At 69.9% G+C, this 16,585-nt stretch carries 16 protein-coding genes; 7 read left to right on the forward strand and 9 right to left on the reverse strand.

Features of this window, described 5'->3' with window-relative positions; translation table 11 throughout:
* The first annotated feature begins 8 nt into the window (after window positions 1–8).
* Window positions 9–1,691 (forward strand): hypothetical protein, encoded by a 1,683-nt coding sequence (locus LBW94_RS07610; protein WP_225055146.1) that lies wholly within the window; start codon window positions 9–11, stop codon window positions 1,689–1,691.
* A 161-nt stretch (window positions 1,692–1,852) separates the two neighbouring features.
* Entirely contained in the window at window positions 1,853–4,285 is a 2,433-nt protein-coding gene (locus LBW94_RS07615) for an ATP-binding protein (RefSeq protein WP_225055148.1), read from the forward strand.
* A gap of 15 nt (window positions 4,286–4,300) precedes the next feature.
* Here LBW94_RS07615 and LBW94_RS07620 read toward each other — a convergent pair whose 3' ends face one another.
* Window positions 4,301–4,819: a hypothetical protein gene (locus tag LBW94_RS07620; RefSeq protein WP_225055150.1), complete on the reverse strand. Its 519-nt coding sequence runs from the start codon at window positions 4,817–4,819 to the stop codon at window positions 4,301–4,303.
* A 177-nt stretch (window positions 4,820–4,996) separates the two neighbouring features.
* On the opposite strand from LBW94_RS07620, the gene LBW94_RS07625 reads away from it, so the two are divergent.
* Window positions 4,997–6,082, forward strand: a complete 1,086-nt coding sequence (locus tag LBW94_RS07625) for a phage tail tip lysozyme (RefSeq protein WP_225055152.1) — start codon at window positions 4,997–4,999, stop codon at window positions 6,080–6,082.
* 2 nt (window positions 6,083–6,084) lie between these two features.
* On the opposite strand, the gene rsgA is transcribed toward LBW94_RS07625, so the two are convergent.
* Genes rsgA through LBW94_RS07640 form a run of 3 tightly spaced genes read right to left on the reverse strand, consistent with a single transcriptional unit; the run spans window position 6,085 to window position 10,019 of the window.
* Window positions 6,085–7,188 (reverse strand): ribosome small subunit-dependent GTPase A, encoded by a 1,104-nt coding sequence (gene rsgA / locus LBW94_RS07630; RefSeq protein ID WP_416276867.1) that lies wholly within the window; start codon window positions 7,186–7,188, stop codon window positions 6,085–6,087.
* Window positions 7,185–8,477, reverse strand: coding sequence for a 3-phosphoshikimate 1-carboxyvinyltransferase (gene aroA, locus LBW94_RS07635; protein ID WP_225055156.1), 1,293 nt, complete (start codon window positions 8,475–8,477; stop codon window positions 7,185–7,187). Before aroA ends, rsgA begins: the two co-directional genes overlap by 4 nt.
* 39 nt (window positions 8,478–8,516) lie before the next feature.
* Complete coding sequence (locus LBW94_RS07640) at window positions 8,517–10,019, reverse strand: aldehyde dehydrogenase family protein (protein WP_225055158.1); 1,503 nt, start codon at window positions 10,017–10,019, stop codon at window positions 8,517–8,519.
* Between the two features lie 163 nt (window positions 10,020–10,182).
* On the opposite strand from LBW94_RS07640, the gene LBW94_RS07645 reads away from it, so the two are divergent.
* The gene (locus tag LBW94_RS07645; protein ID WP_225055159.1) at window positions 10,183–10,977 is read left to right on the forward strand and encodes an SOS response-associated peptidase; all 795 of its coding nucleotides are present in this window, start codon (window positions 10,183–10,185) and stop codon (window positions 10,975–10,977) included.
* 47 nt (window positions 10,978–11,024) lie between these two features.
* Here LBW94_RS07645 and LBW94_RS07650 read toward each other — a convergent pair whose 3' ends face one another.
* From LBW94_RS07650 to LBW94_RS07665, 4 genes are all read right to left on the reverse strand, one after another.
* Window positions 11,025–11,318, reverse strand: a complete 294-nt coding sequence (locus tag LBW94_RS07650) for a hypothetical protein (protein WP_225055161.1) — start codon at window positions 11,316–11,318, stop codon at window positions 11,025–11,027.
* Window positions 11,319–11,486: 168 nt separating this feature from the next.
* Window positions 11,487–13,181, reverse strand: a complete 1,695-nt coding sequence (locus LBW94_RS07655; RefSeq protein ID WP_416276855.1) for an MDR family MFS transporter — start codon at window positions 13,179–13,181, stop codon at window positions 11,487–11,489.
* Complete coding sequence (locus LBW94_RS07660; RefSeq protein ID WP_225055162.1) at window positions 13,178–13,738, reverse strand: MarR family winged helix-turn-helix transcriptional regulator; 561 nt, start codon at window positions 13,736–13,738, stop codon at window positions 13,178–13,180. The genes LBW94_RS07655 and LBW94_RS07660 overlap by 4 nt, the downstream gene beginning before the upstream one ends.
* 135 nt (window positions 13,739–13,873) lie before the next feature.
* Window positions 13,874–14,383 (reverse strand): aminoacyl-tRNA deacylase, encoded by a 510-nt coding sequence (locus LBW94_RS07665; protein ID WP_225055164.1) that lies wholly within the window; start codon window positions 14,381–14,383, stop codon window positions 13,874–13,876.
* Between the two features lie 285 nt (window positions 14,384–14,668).
* Between LBW94_RS07665 and LBW94_RS07670 the strand changes: the two genes are divergently transcribed.
* Both LBW94_RS07670 and rsrA read left to right on the forward strand, forming a co-directional pair.
* On the forward strand, window positions 14,669–15,391 hold the full coding sequence (locus tag LBW94_RS07670) for a sigma-70 family RNA polymerase sigma factor (protein ID WP_225055166.1): 723 nt from the start codon (window positions 14,669–14,671) through the stop codon (window positions 15,389–15,391).
* A 107-nt stretch (window positions 15,392–15,498) separates the two neighbouring features.
* A complete protein-coding gene (rsrA, locus tag LBW94_RS07675; protein WP_225055603.1) occupies window positions 15,499–15,756 on the forward strand; it encodes a mycothiol system anti-sigma-R factor in 258 nt (85 codons plus the stop codon).
* 69 nt (window positions 15,757–15,825) lie between these two features.
* Here the strand turns inward: rsrA and LBW94_RS44380 are convergent, their stop codons facing one another.
* A complete protein-coding gene (locus tag LBW94_RS44380) occupies window positions 15,826–15,900 on the reverse strand; it encodes a 50S ribosomal protein bL37 (protein WP_115061593.1) in 75 nt (24 codons plus the stop codon).
* Window positions 15,901–16,336: 436 nt separating this feature from the next.
* On the opposite strand from LBW94_RS44380, the gene LBW94_RS07680 reads away from it, so the two are divergent.
* Window positions 16,337–16,552: a biotin/lipoyl-binding carrier protein gene (locus tag LBW94_RS07680; protein ID WP_225055168.1), complete on the forward strand. Its 216-nt coding sequence runs from the start codon at window positions 16,337–16,339 to the stop codon at window positions 16,550–16,552.
* Window positions 16,553–16,585: the final 33 nt, after the last annotated feature.

The raw sequence follows: 16,585 nt of genomic DNA on the forward strand, positions 1-16,585 counted from the left end.
ACGCGGCGGTGACGGACTCCTTGCGGATCGATGAGGGCGAGGTGCAGGCGGCCCTCGCCCGGCTGCTGCAACTGGCCCAGGACGGCGCGCAGGCGGTCTCGGCGCTGCACTACCGGCTGGAGGCGGCGGGGAGGCCCTGGGGTGACGACGAGACGGGGGATCAGTTCGCGAAAACCTATGTACCGGCTGCCGATCGCGGGCTGGACAGCATCAGGACATTGATGTCCGGTCTGGACTCGCTGGGCAACACGGCGGCGCAGGCGGTGCGGGCGCTCAGCGATCAGGATGCCGCGGCGGCGCATGCGGTTGCCGCCGCGGGGTCGCCGAACGGTACCGCAGCCGGGCCCGGCGTGGTGCCGACCGTCGGCGCCGCCCCCGCCCCCGCCGCCCTCGCCACGCCGGCCGTCGGAACCGGCGCCGCGGCCGCCGCGGGCGGGTCCACCCTCGCACCCACCGGGAATTCCACCGCTCCGGCCGCCACGACCACCAGTGCGACACCGTGGACATCGTCGGCGGCCGACGGCGCCGCCGGACACCAGGGCGCGCAGTCGCAGCCCGGTTCACCCTCGCAACAACCGCAGCAAACACCCCGGCAATCGGCTGGCGAGCAGCCGGGCACCCGGCAGCCGCAGGCCGGTGGCGCATCCGGCCGCGGCTCCACGACCGCGGCACCGGCCGCGAGTGGATCGGCCACGCCGGCCGCTGCCGCACAGGCGAATTCGTCCCGCGACGGCGCGGCGGCCGGTCCCGCGCGGATCTCGGCCCCGGCCGGCACCCGCGACGCCCCCGCCGGGCAGTCCGGCCCCGGTGCCCGGAACACCGCCAACACCCCGTGGTCGAAGGCCGAGCCCGCGCCGTCGCGCACCGAACAACCGCCACGCGTGACGCCGCCGAAGCGCAAGGACCGCCCGCCGCACGCCGGGAGATCCGCTGCCCCGGAATCCGAATCGAAGCGCAAGCGGCCGTCCGGCCCCGCCGCGCCGAAGCGGGACGAGCCGAATCCGGAAGCGCTGTGGCTGATCCGGGAGATGTCGAACCGGCATCAGCTGCTGGTCGAGGGCTTCGAGACCTCGGCGATCGAACCGGACACCGCACAGCACCTGGTGGACGCGGTCGACCTGCTGGCGCCCCGGTACCCCGGTGTCCTGCACGGCATCGCGGTGGCCGGCCGATCCGGTCCGTACGCCCGGGTGGAACAACGCGACCCGCAGGACGACCACGCCACCCGGTGGCTGGTACTCGATCCGGCCGCGGTCGCCGACCCCCGGCTGCTGCTCCGGGACATCGGCGCGCAGGCCGCGGCCCCGATGTACGTCACGGTCGTCCGGCAATTCGGCCGCGCACTCGAGCTGGCGGGCGGGGGCCGCGCGCGGCGCGAGGCGCAGCGCACCCTGCTGCTCGAATTCCTGCACGGCACCGGAGCATCGCGGGATTCGCTGTCGCGCCTGGTCACCGACTACCGCCGGTGGCGAAGCGCGCTCGGCGACGAGTGTTTCACCGCCGGGGTGTTCGATCCCGATGCCGCCCTGGCGAACTCCTTCGCGGCGGTGGAACTCGACGGCCCGGAGCGGGCGCATCCGGCGGTGCGCGCGCTGCACCGCCTGCTGACGACGGTGGCGGAACGGCCACCGACCGGAGGTTCCCGGCCGTTGCCGTGGCGGCGCCGGGAACCACTGCAAGCACCTGGGTGATCACGGTGTATCCGGTGTGCGCATACTGGGAACCGGTGGTGTGAAACAACTATTCGCGGGCGTCCCGCTCGCGAGTCGACTAACTTCGGTTAGTTGTGGCAGTAGGTGGTGATGGCATTCCCTCGGCAGCCGCCGGTGGATTCATCGGCAGGAAACCGGAATTGGACCGGGTCGATGCGTTGCTGTCCGGAGGCGCCCGGCTGATCACCCTCACCGGCCCCGGCGGCATCGGCAAGACCCGGCTGGCCGCGGAGGCCGCGGGCCGGGTGCACCGGCGCGACCACGTCCCCGTCTTCTGGGCGGCGCTGGCCGAACTCGTCGCCGGAACCGGTATCGAGGACGCGGTGCGCTCCGCGGCCTCGATCGATCCTGCCGCCGGGCACCGCCTGGAGTCCGGGGTGCCGTCGGTCACCGGCGGCGATCCCGAGGATCATCGAATCCTGGTGCTGGACAACTGCGAACACATCCTGAGCGAGGTCGGCGCCACGATCACCGCACTGCTGGAGGCAGTGCCCGGCCTGACCGTGCTGGCCACCAGCCGGGAGGCGATCGGCTGGGTGGACGAATATCTGGTCGCGGTGCCGCCGCTGTCGGTCACGCATTCGGTACAGCTGTTCCAGCAGCGCATGCAGCTCACCGGACGGCCCGCCGCCGATGCCGACCAGCTCGAGGTCATCGAGGAGATCTGCCGGCGCGTCGACCACAATCCGCTGTTCATCCGGCTCGCGGCGGCCCGGCTGCGGTATCAGCCGCCGGCGATGGTGCTGCGCGAACTCAGCGGTGACGACGACGATCAGCGGTTGCGCTGGTCGCACGGTCCGCGGCTGGGGGTCGAGGCCCGCCATCGCGGCGTGTACGACGTGGTGGCGTGGTCCTTCGATCTGTGCAGTCCGTGGGAACAGCTACTGCTGGAACGATTGTCGACGTTCGCGGCCGGCTACGTCACCGACGACGAGCAGACGCTGCGCAACGGCATCACCGCCGAGGCCGCGATCGCGGTGTGCGCGGACGAGACCCTGCCCGCGGCGGAGGTGCAGGCGCTGCTGGAGCGGCTGGCCGAATGCTCGCTGCTGTCAACCCATCTGAATTCCGATGTCGCGCAGTGGTATCTGGTGGAGAGCGTGCGAGTGTTCGCCCGGGACAGGCTGTCCCGGCGCGACCCGGCCGACGCCACCCGGACCGCGGCCCGGCACCGGCGTTTCTGGCGCGATCGCATCGTCGCCGGTCAGTTCATCTGGGACCGGCCGCAGGATCAGACCTGGCTGGACCGGTCACAGTCGGGCTGGGACGACATCTTCGCCGCGGTCGAGAGCGCGCTCGCCGATCCGATCGAGGCGGTGGTCGGGCTGGAGATCGCCACCGCGCTGCTGTGGATGTGGGTGCCGTTCGTGACCGTCGACGGCCCGGCGCTGACCCGGCTGACCGAGCACGCCCTCACCGCGACCGCGCCCGCCGACCTGGCGTCGCTGGACCTGCGGCTCGGCGCGATGGCGGTGCTGGGCTGGATCGCGTTGTGGGAGGGCCGGTCCCGGGAGGCCGGCCGATTGCTCGACGAGGCCGCCGCCGCCTGCGGCCCGCTGCCGCCGGACTGGCGCGACATCCCGGAGCAGGATGTCGGCCTGCCCGCCCCGGTGGAATGGATGTGGGGCACCGAACTGATGCTGACCCGCCGCGACACCCGGGCCATCCTGGTGCTCGCGCGGGCCCGCGACAAGTTCACCGCCTCCGGGGACCGGACCGGCGCCGAGGTCAGCGCCATGCTGGTCGCGATCGCCTCGGCGTTCACCGCCGCGGGCGCGCAGGCGCTGGAGGTGACCGCGAGCTATCTGGAGCGGTCGCGGTCGTCCGGCTCGGATCTGACCCGGGCGTGGGCGATGCTGGCCCGCGCGGTGGCGCTGGCCAAGAACGGCTGTGCCCGTGAGGCCATCGATCTCACCGGCGAGGTGCTCGAACACCATCTGATCGACGGCGACATGTGGACCGCGAGCCTGGCGGTCGGGGCGCGCATCGCGGCCACGACGGCCCAGCTGGCCGGATATCTCGGCGACGGTGGTGACGGCGGGCCGGAGGCGGTGCGGGTCGCGACCCGGGTGGCGCAACTGGTGGGCGCGCTGCGCACCTGCCATCGCGTGATGGGGGTGGCGATCGATCAGCTCCCGCTGCTGTCGGTCGAAATCGAGCTGGCCGCACAGGTTTCCGCGATGGTGCTGGGCGCACCGGCCTATGCCGCGGCGGAGAATCAGGGTGCCCGGCTGCGGCCGGAATTCGAGCAGTTGCGGCAGTACGGGTTGCAGGCGCAGCCCGCCGACGAGGCGTTCGAGCCGGAGGAGCCGACCCGCTGGACCGTGCTGTCGCGCGCGGAGCGCGACGTCGCGGTGCTGGCGGCGGCCGGATGGTCCAACAGCGCCATCGCCGCGCGCCGCCGCAGTTCGGTGCGCACGGTCGACGCCCAGGTGGCCACCATCCGGCAGAAGCTGATGATCAACTCCCGCACCGAGATCATCGGTTACGTCCCCCCGGATCTGGCCGAGCGCATGCGGCTCGAGGCGCAACGCCGCCCGCGCCGGGGATCGCGGCGCGCCGGAACCGGTTAGGTCCCGGCGCGGCCGTCAGCAGTGGGTGGTGTCGGCCGGCGGCTGGCAGTTCCCGACGCCCATCGTGCCGTTGTTCTGGTCGTCCTGCGGCTTGCCGTCGTGCTTGCCGAACCAGAAGTTGTACATGTTGCTCAGCGCGGAGTCGACCGGGTTGACCGGGGGCGGCGGCGGGAGGACCGGCCGCGGGGCGCCCGGCTGGCCGTTGTCGTAGCCGGTGCCGACGCCGTGACCGACCACGCCGCCGTTGCCGTTGCCCGCGACACCGTGGCTGCCGCCGTGATCGTCGGTGACGGTGTGGCTGTCGCCGTGCGCGTCGCCGACGACGTGGCTGTTGCCGTTGGTGTCGCCCACGGCATGGCTGTTGCCGTGGCTGTCGCCCACGCTGTAGCCGTTGTTGCCGCCGGAGCTGCTGTGCCCGCCGCCGAATCCACCGGTCGCGAACGACATGCCCTTGAAGCCGGCGGGAACCACCACCAGCGAACCGGCGATCGCCGTAGCCACCGCGATTTTCTTGGCTCTGGTCGAGAGGGCCATGGCTGCTTCTTCCTGTGTGCTGTACCGGTCGGAACCCTGACGTTCCCGATCCGTTTATCGTGCCGTCAGATAACGGTACATCGAATGTGGCACCAATGCGCGGGTGCTTCCCCAGGCCTGGGAATGCCCGATACTCGGGTCTGAACGGACGATTGCTGAAGGCGGGGTGTTGTCGGGATGGCTGCGAGCGATCCGCACTTCCACGACGTGAAGCTCGTACCACCCTCGTATGCCTCGGCCGCTCTGAAGTCCCTCACCGCCACCGTGCAGTCCTGGCTCCAGGATTCGGTCGACCTGCTGGGCAACAACGATCCGAATCCGCCCCCGAAGCTGCTCGTGCAGCTCGAGAACAAGGGGCTGGTGACGGAGTCGGCGGGCACGGCCAAGATGGCCGACGACTACGCCGGCAAGAAGGCGCAACTGGATGCGCTGGCGGCCCAGATGACGAAGGACGACGACGGCATCCGGACCTCCACCTACGAGGCTGGTGAGCTCGCGAACAGTACGTGGGTGACGATCAAGGGGCGTATCGGCGAGCTACAGGCGACCTTGAGCGACCCCGAGAACAATGTGCCGATCGTGGACAAGAAGACGGGCGCGAAATATCTGCCCGCCGCGGTGGAGGCGAAGCTGACGAATGCCCTGATCGCGGCCGTGACGGACGTGTCCGATGACCTCGACACCACCTATAACCAGTTCCAGGAGAAGTCGAAGGTCATGAGCGGCGCGGACTCCGGCGCCTCGCCGTCCGCTCCCTCGCTCCCGGCGGGAACCGCCTCGGCGAGCCCGCAGGAGATCTCCGGCGGCCAGAAGGTCAAGGCCCAGGAGATCTACGACTATCTGATCAAGCAGTACCACCTGACCCCCGCGCAGGCCGCGGGCATCGTCGGCAACATGCAGACCGAATCCGGCTTCGACACCGGCGCTTGGAATTCCAAGGAGGGCGCACTCGGCCTGTGCCAGTGGGAGGGCGGTCGGCTCGACGGCCTGAAGGCGTTCGCGAAGGCCAACGGCACGTCGGTCACGGATTGGAAGACACAGGTCGATTACGCGATGAGCGAGTTGCAGGGCAAACAGCCGCAGTACTTCTCGGCCTCACAGGCCGCGAAGGCACGGACGGCATTGCAGGCGTCGTCCAGTTCGGCCGGCGGATCCGCGATCTCGTGGGCCGCTGACTACGAGATCTGCGCGCCCGAGTCGTACGCTCAGCGGGTGGCCAATGCGAACAACCTCTCGTCCACGCTGGTGACCACATCGGCCTGAGTTCAACCGCCGGTCGACCACGAATCGTTGGACTTCAGCGCCACCAGCAGCAGCCGCACGGCCGCGACACGCCGTTGTTTCCCGGGTAGTTCGTCCAGCGCGCATTCCGGATCGGCGGGCGGGCCCAGATGCGTGCAGCCGCGCGGACAGTCCTCGATGGCGTCCGACAGGTCGGCGAAGGCGTGGATCAGATCATCGACGGTGATGTGGGCCAGCCCGAAGGACCGCACCCCGGGGGTGTCGATCACCCAGCCGCCGCCGGGCAGCGACAGCGCCACCGACTGGGTCGAGGTGTGCCGTCCCTTGCCGACGCCGGACACCTCGCCCACCGCCCGATCCGCATCCGGCACCAGCCGGTTCACCAGTGTCGACTTGCCGACCCCGGAATGTCCCAGCAGTGCGGTGAGCTTGTCGTGCAACAACTCCCGGATCGGTTCCAGCGGATCGTCGCGGCCGCCGTGCACGATGGTCAGATCGAGATCGGTGAATTCCGAGGCGAATTCGGACTCACCCGCCAGATCGTGCTTGGTCAGGCACAGAATCGGTTGTAGCCCACCGGCATACGCGGCCACCATGGCCCGCTCCACGAATCCGGTGCGCGGCGGCGGATCGGCCAGCGCCACCACGATGAACAGCTGCTCCGCGTTGCCGACCACCACCCGCTCGAACGGATCGGTGTCGTCGGCGGTGCGGCGCAACACCGTTCGCCGCTCGGCCACCCGCACGATCCGAGCCAGGCTGTCCGGCCGGCCGGACAGGTCGCCCACCAGATCCACGTTGTCGCCCACCACGATCGGCGTGCGTCCCAATTCGCGCGCCCGCATCGCCACCACCCGCCGGTAGCCGTCCGGCGTCGCCGGGGCGCCGGGATTCACCCCGCCGTCGGATCCGGCGGTCGCACCGACATCCGATGTGACGGCACCGTCGGCCTCCGACACCTCGGCGTCGACCTCGTCGGTCAGCACACAGCTCCAGCGTCCCCGGTCGACGGCAACGACCATGCCCGGCACCGCATCCCGGTGTTCCGGCCGGGTCTTGGTGCGCGGCCGCGAGCCCCTGCCCGGGCGGACCCGGGCATCGGACTCGTCGTACTCGCGCCGCCTCAGGAGGTGGATCCCGTCAGCATGCCCTCCCACAGCTGCACGAAATTCGGCAGCGTCTTCCCGGTGGTGCCGATGTCCTCGATCCGGACCCCGGGCACGACCAGCCCGAGAATCGCTCCGGCAGTGGCCATCCGGTGATCGGCGTAGGAATGCCAGTCGCCGCCGGACAGTGTCGTGGGCACGATGTAGAGCCCGTCGTCGGTCTCGTCGACCTTGCCGCCGAGCCGGTTGATCTCGGTGGCCAGCGCCGCCAGCCGGTCGGTCTCGTGCCCGCGCAGATGGGCGATGCCGCGCAGCCGCGACGGCGAATCCGCCAGGGCCGCCAGGGCCGCCACCGTCGGCGTCAACTCGCCCACGTCGTGCAGGTCGATATCGATGCCCGCCAGCCGCTCCGGACCGCGCACCACCAGCTTGCCGTCGCCGCGCCGGGTCTCCGCGCCCATCCGCACCAGGATCTCCCGGATCACGTCGCCGGGCTGGGTGGTCAGCTGCGGCCAGTACGGGACGGTGACCACGCCGCCGGTGACCGCGGCGGCGGCCAGGAACGGCGTCGCGTTCGACAGATCCGGCTCCACCTCCCAGTCCACGCCGTGGATCGGGCCGGGCTGCACCGTCCACACCTGCGGCTCGCGCGGGTCGGTCGGCGCCTCCACCACCACATCGGCCTGCCGCAGCATCTGCACGGTCATCTCGATGTGCGGCATCGACGGCAGCGGCGCGCCCTCGTGGTGGACGGTCAGCCCCTGCTCGAAGCGGGCCGCCGACAGCAGCAGCCCGGACACGAACTGCGAGGAGCCCGACGCGTCGATCCGCACCGGCCCGCCGCGCACCGCGCCGGTCCCGTGCACCACGAACGGCAGCGCATCGCCGTCGACGTCGACCCCGAGCCCGCGCAGCGCCTCCAGAATGGTGCCGAGCGGCCGCAGCTTGGCCTGTTCGTCGCCGTAGAAGGCCACATCGCCCTGCGCGAGCGCGGCCACCGGCGGCACGAAGCGCATCACGGTGCCCGCGAGCCCGCAGTCGACGGTGGCGCTGCCCAGCGGCCGCGGTGTCACGGTCAGCTGGTCACCGTCCCCCTCGATCGCGGCGCCCATGGCACGCAGCGCCTCGATCATGAGATTGGTGTCGCGGCTGCGCAGGGCGCCGCGAATGGCGGACGGGCGATCGGCGAGCGCGGCCAGGATCAGCGCCCGGTTGGTGATCGACTTCGACCCCGGCAGCGTGACGGTCGCATGCACGGGACTGCTGGAATGGGGTGCGGGCCAGAAACTCACCCTCCCATCTTTACTCATCAACCGGACGTCCAACCCATACGGTCCCCAACTCGTGCGCTACTTGTGCCGGCCGTGCAGCAGCGGGACCACCCGCCGCAGCAGCTTCATGGTCCGCTCGGTCCGCGTGTAGCTCAGCAGCGCCATGCCGGGAATCGTGAAGCGCTGCACCGCGATCGAGTGCGCGCGGCTGAATTCCAGCAGGCCGGGGGCGCCGTGGATGCGCCCGATCCCGGAGTCGCCGACGCCGCCGAAGGGGAGCGCGGAAATGGCCGCGAAGCCGAGCACCGAGTTGACCGAGGTGGCGCCGACACGCAGCCGGCGGGCGATCTCCAGGCCGTGCCTGCGGGAGTAGACCGCCGAGCCCAGGCCGTAATTCGACGAGTTGGCCAATTCGACCGCCTCGTCGATGCCGTTCACCGTGCGGATGGTGACCGTCGGCCCGAAGGTCTCCTCGGCGACCGCGGCCGAATTCTCGTCGACGTCGACCAGGACGACCGGGTCGATGTACGGCGCCCGGACCGATTCGGGGCCGCCGAGCACGGCACGGCCGCCGTTCTTCAGGGCGTCCTCGATGTGGCGGCGGACGATATCGATCTGGCTCGGCATCGTCATCGGGCCGTAGGAGGCGTCCGCGTCCGACCCGGGGCGGATCGTGGACAGGATGCGCTTCACCTCGGCCACGAACGGCTCGCTGATCGACTTGTCGACGTAGACGCGTTCCACCCCCGCGCAGGTCTGGCCGCTGTTCATGGTGGCGCCGTAGGCGACGGCGTCGGCGGCCGCGGTGATGTCCGCGTCCGCGGCGACCACGACCGCGTCCTTGCCGCCGCACTCCAGCAGCACCGGGGTGAGGTCGGCGGCCGCCGCGGCCATGATCTTCTTGCCGGTGGCGGTGGAGCCGGTGAACGCGATCTTGTCGACCCCGGCGTGCACCAGCGCCGCGCCGGTGGCGCCGTACCCGTTGACGGTGACGAACACCCCGTCCGGCAGTTCCGGATTGGCCTCGGCGAACAGCGCGGCCAGATAGTTGCCGATGGTGGTGGAGTATTCACTCGGCTTGAACACCACTGTGTTGCCCGCGGCCAGCGCGTACGCGATGGAGCCGTTGGGGGTGTAGACGGGGTAGTTCCACGGGCCGATGATCCCGATCACGCCCAGCGGCCGATATTCCAGATGCGCCGCGAAATTGGCCATCAGCGCGCCGGGGGAGACCCGCTTGGGCTTCAGGACCTTCTCGGCGTTCTTGGCGGACCACGAGATGTGCTCCAGCGCCAGCATCAGCTCCAGGAAGGCGTCGTCGCGGGGTTTGCCGTTCTCGGCGTGGATCAGATCGCAGAATTCGTCGGCCTTGGCCGTGATGCGGGTGGCCCAGCGCAGCAGATGCTTCTTGCGCTGGTCGAAGCTCAGCCCGCTCCAGATCACGGCCGCGGCGCGGGCCTTGGCCACCGCCGCGCGGACCGCCTGCTCGTCGGCGACGGGATGGGTGGCGACGGTGTCGCCGGTGGCCGGGTCGACCGAGGTCAGAACGGAGGTGTCCTGTGCGGATTCGGTGGTGGACATGCGGCAACCCCTTGTACGACGATGTTGGCTCGAAACTCCCACACCATAGAAGTGATGTCAACTGCCCGCAGATGCATTTCCGGCCATTCTGACGGACCGCTTTCCGGCACCGCGCGGACCCGATCAACCGGCCGCGCCGGCCCTCGGTGGCAGCATGGGAGATATGTGCGGCAGATACGCGACCACCACCAACCCGGCCCGGCTGGCCGCCGAACTCGACGCTCTGGACGAGACCGGCGATCGGCCCGACCCGAAATACGCCGGTCCCAACTACAACGTGGCGCCCACCAACCAGGTGCTGACCGTGGTCGAGCGGCACGGTCACGAGACGGAGGCGAGCGGCGAGGACGAGCCGCGGCTGCGCGTCCGCCGGATGCGCTGGGGTCTGATCCCGTTGTGGGCCAAGGCTGCCGAACCCGGCGTCCCGGCCAAGGGCAAGCCGCTGTTCAATGCCCGTGCCGACACCGCCGCGACCACCGCCTCCTTCCGTGACGCGGTGAAGAAGCGGCGCTGCCTGGTCCCGATGGACGGCTGGTACGAATGGGTGGTCGAGGGCGAGGCGACCGCGAAGGGCAAGGCCGTCAAGCAGCCTTGGTACATGGCCCACGCGGACGGCTCCACCCTGTACATGGCGGGCCTGTGGTCGGTCTGGCGCGATCGTGACCACAGCGAGCTGCCGCCGATCCTGTCCTGCACCATCCTCACCACCGACGCGGTCGGCGATCTCACCCGCATCCACGACCGGATGCCGCTGCCGATGCCCCGCGAACACTGGTCCGCCTGGCTGGACCCGGATCACCCGGCCCCACGCGAACTGCTGGAAACCCCTGCCGTGCAAGCGATTTCCGATATCGTCGCGCGGCCGGTGTCACCGCTGGTGAACAGCGTCCGCAACAACGGCCCGGAACTGCTGGAATCGCCCGCCGGCGGTGGTTCCGGGCAGTTGAGCTTCCGCTAGCCGCGGCGGCCGGGGGCGCGCGCCCGCCGGCCGGTCGGCGCGTGGTCCTACAGTTCGCACTTCATCGAGGGAGTGACGATGTTCAGGGCGCACTTGAACAGGCTCGCGCCCAGATCCATCGTCTTGCTGAGCGCGTTGTTGCCGAGCTTCTCGGCCTTCTCGGGGGCCTTCTCGAGCCGCTTGTCCTGCGGCGGCTGCTGCTGTTGCGGCTGACCCGGTTGCGCCTGGACATCGCCGAGCGGGAACTGGTTGTCGGCGAGCGCGGTACCGGATCCCAGGGCGAGGATCACACCACCGGCAACGGCGACGACCATGGTGCGGAAACGTTGTCGGCCGGACATTTCTGCATCACATCCTCACAATCGAGACGATTCGGGCCAGCCAAGTAACGCACACCCGGGGCGCGAACCTGGTGATTGGCTGTGTGTCCGCGTGTCCCGGCGTGCGGCCCCGGCACGGCGATGCCCCGTCGTTCCGGCTGGAACGACGGGGCATCGACGGAAGAGGACTCAGACGTCGGCGGCGACCGCCGCCTCCGGCTTCGCCTCGGCACTGGCCTGGATGGCGCCCGAGGTCCGCAGCGGGACCTCCTTCCAGAACATCACCAGCACCAGGGCGAGCAGCCCCATCCCGGACACCGACAGGAACACCGGCGACAGCGATTCGGCGAAGCCGACCTTGAACGGCCGGGCCAGCGTCGGGTTCAGGTGCTGGATCACCGAGCTGTCGTCGAGCACGCTCGCGGCGGCGGAGGTGTCGTGCGAGGCCAGGCCCTTCGACAACGCGGCGTCGGCCGGGTTGGCCGAGTGCAGGCCCGCGGCGATGGCCTGCTGATAGGCGGGCCGGGTCGCCGAGGCACGCAGTTCGCTGCCGATGTTCGGCGACAGCTGCGAGAACAGGATGGACAGGAACACCGCCACACCCAGCGTGCCGCCGATCTGCCGGAAGAAGGTGGCCGAGGCGGTCGACACACCCATGTCCTTGGGCGGCAACGCATTCTGCAACGCCATGACCAGCGGCTGCATCATGTTGCCGAGTCCGAAGCCGGTGATGGCCATGAAGATCATCACCAGCCACAGGTGGCTGTCGGCGTCGATGTAGTGCATCAGGAACAGGCCGACGGTGATCAGCACCGCGCCGATGCGCGGGAAGATCAGGTACCGCCCGGTGCGGGAGATGATCTGACCGGCGACGATCGACGCCGACATCATGCCCAGCACCATCGGCAGCATCTGCAGGCCCGCCAGGGTCGGACTGGCCCCGCGCACCACCTGCAGGTACTGCGGCAGCAGGCTGATGCCGCCGAACATGCCCGCGCCGACGACGAAGGAGATCACCACGCCGAGCGCGAAGGTCTTGTTCTTGAACATCCGCAGCGGGATCAGCGCGGCGTCACCGAGCCGCGCCTCCACCGCGATGAACGCGGCCACGCCGATCACCCCGATCACGTAGCAGGCCAGCGAACCGGCGCTGGTCCAGCCCCATTGGCGGCCCTGCTCGGCGACGACCAGCAGCGGCACGATGCCGACGACCAGCATCAGCGTGCCCCACCAGTCGATCCGCACGCCCGGATTGGAGCGCTCGGGCAGATGCAGCACCCGGGTGACCACGGCGAACGCGATCAGGCCCAGCGGCACGTTGACCAGGAACACCCAGCGCCAGCCGGCGATGCCGAGGATGTCGGCCTGACCGGAGAGCAGACCGCCGAGCACCGGCCCGACGACGCTGGAGGTGCCGAACACGGCCAGGAAGTAGCCCTGGTAGCGGGCGCGCTCCCGGGCGCTCACGATGTCGCCCATGATGGTCAGCGCCAGCGAGAACAGGCCACCGGCGCCGAGGCCCTGGAACGCGCGGAACGCGGCCAGCTCGTACATCGAGGTGGAGATGGTGCACAGCAGCGATCCGGCCACGAAGATGGTGATCGCCGCGAGGAAGAACGGCTTGCGCCCGAACATGTCCGACAACTTGCCGTACAGCGGGGTGGTGAGCGTCGAGGTGATGAGGTAGGCGGTGGTGACCCACGCCTGGGCCGAGTAGCCGTGCAGGTCGTCGGCGATGGTGCGGATCGAGGTCGACACGATGGTCTGGTCCAGGGCGGCCAGGAGCATGCCCAGGATCAGGCCGCTCATGATCACGAGCACCTGTCTGTGGGTGAATCCGGCGCTGTTGACGCCGGTTTCGTTCGGTGCGGTTGCGGTTGTCACGAAATCTTCTCCGGTGCGGTGTTCTTGGGGCTGGGGTGCGCAGATGCGGTGTGCTGCGGGGCGGGCTGCTGTCGAGCCGATTGAGGCAGGTCGAATTTGGCGGCGAGCAGGTCGGTGCGGGCCGCCTCGAAGTCGTCGACGAATCGGCGCAGCAGGTGGGCCAGCTGGTCGCGATCGTCCCCGTTCCAGCTGTCCAGGATCCGGCCGATCGCGGCGTTGCGGAGCTCGCGGATGCGGCCGGCCTTCTCCCGGCCGGCGGCGGTGACGGCGAGCACGCTGACCCGGCCGTCGTCGGGGTCGGCGCGGCGTTCGATCAGGCCCTTCTTCACCAGGCCGGCGACCTGGCGGCTGATCGTGGAGGCGTCCGAGTGCAGCGCGTCGGCCAGTGCGCCGGAGCGCATCGGGCCCTCGTGCAGCAGCCGGAACAGGATGCCGTAGGCGGCGACCTCGAACTCGCCGTGTGAGGCCGCGGCCATCTGCGAGCTGGTGTGATCGCGGATGCGGCCCAACCGGATCAGCTGCTGGGCGATGACGTCGATCGAGTCGTTGCCGTCCATGGGACCGTCACCTCCTTGCATTGATCAACTGGTTAGCTTTCGACAATTAATTGTGTACACCAACTAGTTGTATCAAGCACATATGATGGCGCTGTTATTCCCGCCACATCCGGCCTGGTAGAGCCGGTCTCGGCGTCAGTTGGTGGCGATCGGCGCGGTCACCGCGGCGGCCAGCCGGACCAGATCCGCGGGCGCGAGCTCGATCTCCAGCCCCCGCCGACCGGCGCTGCACAGCACCCGATCCCAGTCCAGCGCGGACCTGTCGACGACTGTCGGCAATGCCCGCTTCTGCCCCAGCGGGGAGATACCGCCCAGCACATATCCGGTGGTGCGCTCGGCCGCCGCCCGGTCGGCCATCGCCGCCTTGGCGGCGCCGAGCGCGGTCGCGACCGCTTTCAGCGACAGCGAACAGGGCACCGGCACCACCGCGACCGCGAGCCGGGCCGTCCGGATCGGGCCGCCGGTCAGCTCGATCACCAGCGTCTTGAAGATCTGCCGGTCGGTCACCTGCAACTGCGTGGCGAGTGCGGCGACCGCCTCGGCCCCGTAGGAGTCACTGCGCGGATCGTGCGGATACGAGTGCACCCGATGCGCCACCCCCGCCTGGGTCAGCGCGCGGATCGCCGGGGTCGATGCACCTGCCATGCGGGACACCCTAGAGGGCCGGGCAATTCCCCGGCCAACGAATAACCGGGACTGCCCGGACATTCGGGCGCCGGGAACACACCGGGCACCGCGCCTGTTGCACGCGGTACGCCTCCCACCTCGTAGGACCGAAGGAGATCGCCGGTGACCGTGCTGCTCCAGGATCGTCCGGCCCGTGCCGAACGGTCGATGTCGCACCCACAGCCGGATCCCGGGGCAGTGGTCACCGGGTTCCCGCCGCTTCACTCGCTCACGGTAGATTCGGTAGCTACGGCGACCGAAGGGATGGGCGTGACGAGCGACGAGGAACTAGCGGCCGACCGCCGCTACGGCGACGCCGGTGAGCGGGACGATCTCGACGATCCGGCCGAGTTCGCGGGCGAGGACGAGGTGGCCGCGCCCTCTGTCGACGACGCGGATCTCGGGCAGCGGTTCGAGCGCGACGCGCTCCCGCTGCTGGATCAGCTGTACGGCGCCGCGTTGCGGATGACCCGCAATCCGGCCGACGCCGAGGATCTGGTGCAGGAGACCTACGCCAAGGCGTTCCAGGGTTTCCGGTCCTTCCGGGAGGGCACCAACCTGCGGGCCTGGCTGTACCGCATCCTGACCAACACCTACATCAACTCCTACCGCAAGAAGCAGCGGCAGCCCGCGCAGTACCCCACCGACGAGATCACCGACTGGCAGCTGGCCGCCACGGCCGAGCACACCTCGCAGGGTCTGCGCTCGGCGGAGGTGGAGGCGCTCGAGGCGCTGCCGGACGACGACATCAAGGCCGCGCTGCAATCGCTGCCCGAGGAATTCCGGATGGCGGTCTACTACGCCGACGTGGAGGGGTTCCCCTACAAGGAAATTGCCGAGATCATGGGTACTCCGATCGGTACGGTCATGTCCCGGCTGCACCGTGGGCGCAAGCAGTTGAAGGGACTGCTGGCCGGCGTGGCGCACGAGCGGGGGTTCGACCGGGACCGCACGGGCAACGGCGCGCGTCAGGAGGTAACCCAGTGAGCGAGCACGACTACACCTCCGGTGCGCCGGAGCGCGTCGACTCGTCGGCGCCGGCCGAGACGCAGCCGTCCGACCAGGCCGCCGTCCAGGAGGCCAGGGATCTGGACCTGCAACTGGATTGTTCGGCGGTGCTGGCCGACGTCTGGATGATGCTCGACGGCGAATGCGACGACTCGACCCGGGCCCGGTTGCAGCACCACATCGACAACTGCTCGCCCTGTATCGAGGCGTACGGCCTCGAGGAGAAGCTGAAGCGGTTGCTGAGCCGGAAGTGCGGCGGCGAGCGCGCCCCCGAATCCCTGCGGCAACGCCTGACCCTGGAGTACCGCCGAGTCACCATCATCGAGACCCACACCGAGTCCTGACCGGCCCTCGGCCGACGCGGAAACGGCACGTCATCCGGGTGGATGGCGTGCCGTTCGCGTTGTCACGGCTCAGGCGTTGGGACGCTTGCCGTGGTTGGCGCCGTTCTTACGCCGGCTGCGCTTCTTACGACCACGCTTACCCATAGGTCTCTCTCCCTTCTAACCCGCAAACCAGGGGTGAACCCGCCGCAGGAGCGTGTCCATAGCGTTACAGGCTACAACCCATCGGGTCGCGGCCGACCGAGGGGCCGCTCGCCCGCCGGGTGCGGGCAGGTGGTAGCGCGGCCCGCACCCGGGCCCGATGTCCAGGGGGGATGCGCGCCAACCTCCTGCCGCCCGCGCCGCCGAATCGCCGCGTGGCCGTGCGGGATTCGGCCCCGCCCGGCCGGAAAACTCTCGGCCGCACCGCAACCGCGGACCTCGGCCGGGGCGGGGAATCCGGTGTACCCCGTTCGCCCGGTCCGGCTGCGCCGCGCGCGGTTACGGGCCGGTATCCTACTGCCGATCCGACATCGTTGTTTCGGGTGTGATTACCTCTGTACCGTCAGCGGAGAATGGCTGTTCGACCGGGAAGGGTGTCATGGCTGAGGAAGTGCACGCGGAGATGGTGTCGACGGTGTTCCAGATCGTCGCCACCGAGGGCGCCCCCATCGCGGAGGGCGACACGCTCGTGCTGCTGGAATCGATGAAGATGGAGATCCCGGTGGTCGCCGAATCGGCCGGCACCGTGGCCTCGATCAACGTGAAGCCCGGTGATGTGCTGAAAAAGGGCGATCTGATCGCTGTGATCTCCTGACACCGGGACGATCGGGCGCGCCGGCGGGCGGAA

This window comes from Nocardia sp. alder85J (genome assembly GCF_020176955.2).
GTDB lineage: Bacteria > Actinomycetota > Actinomycetes > Mycobacteriales > Mycobacteriaceae > Nocardia.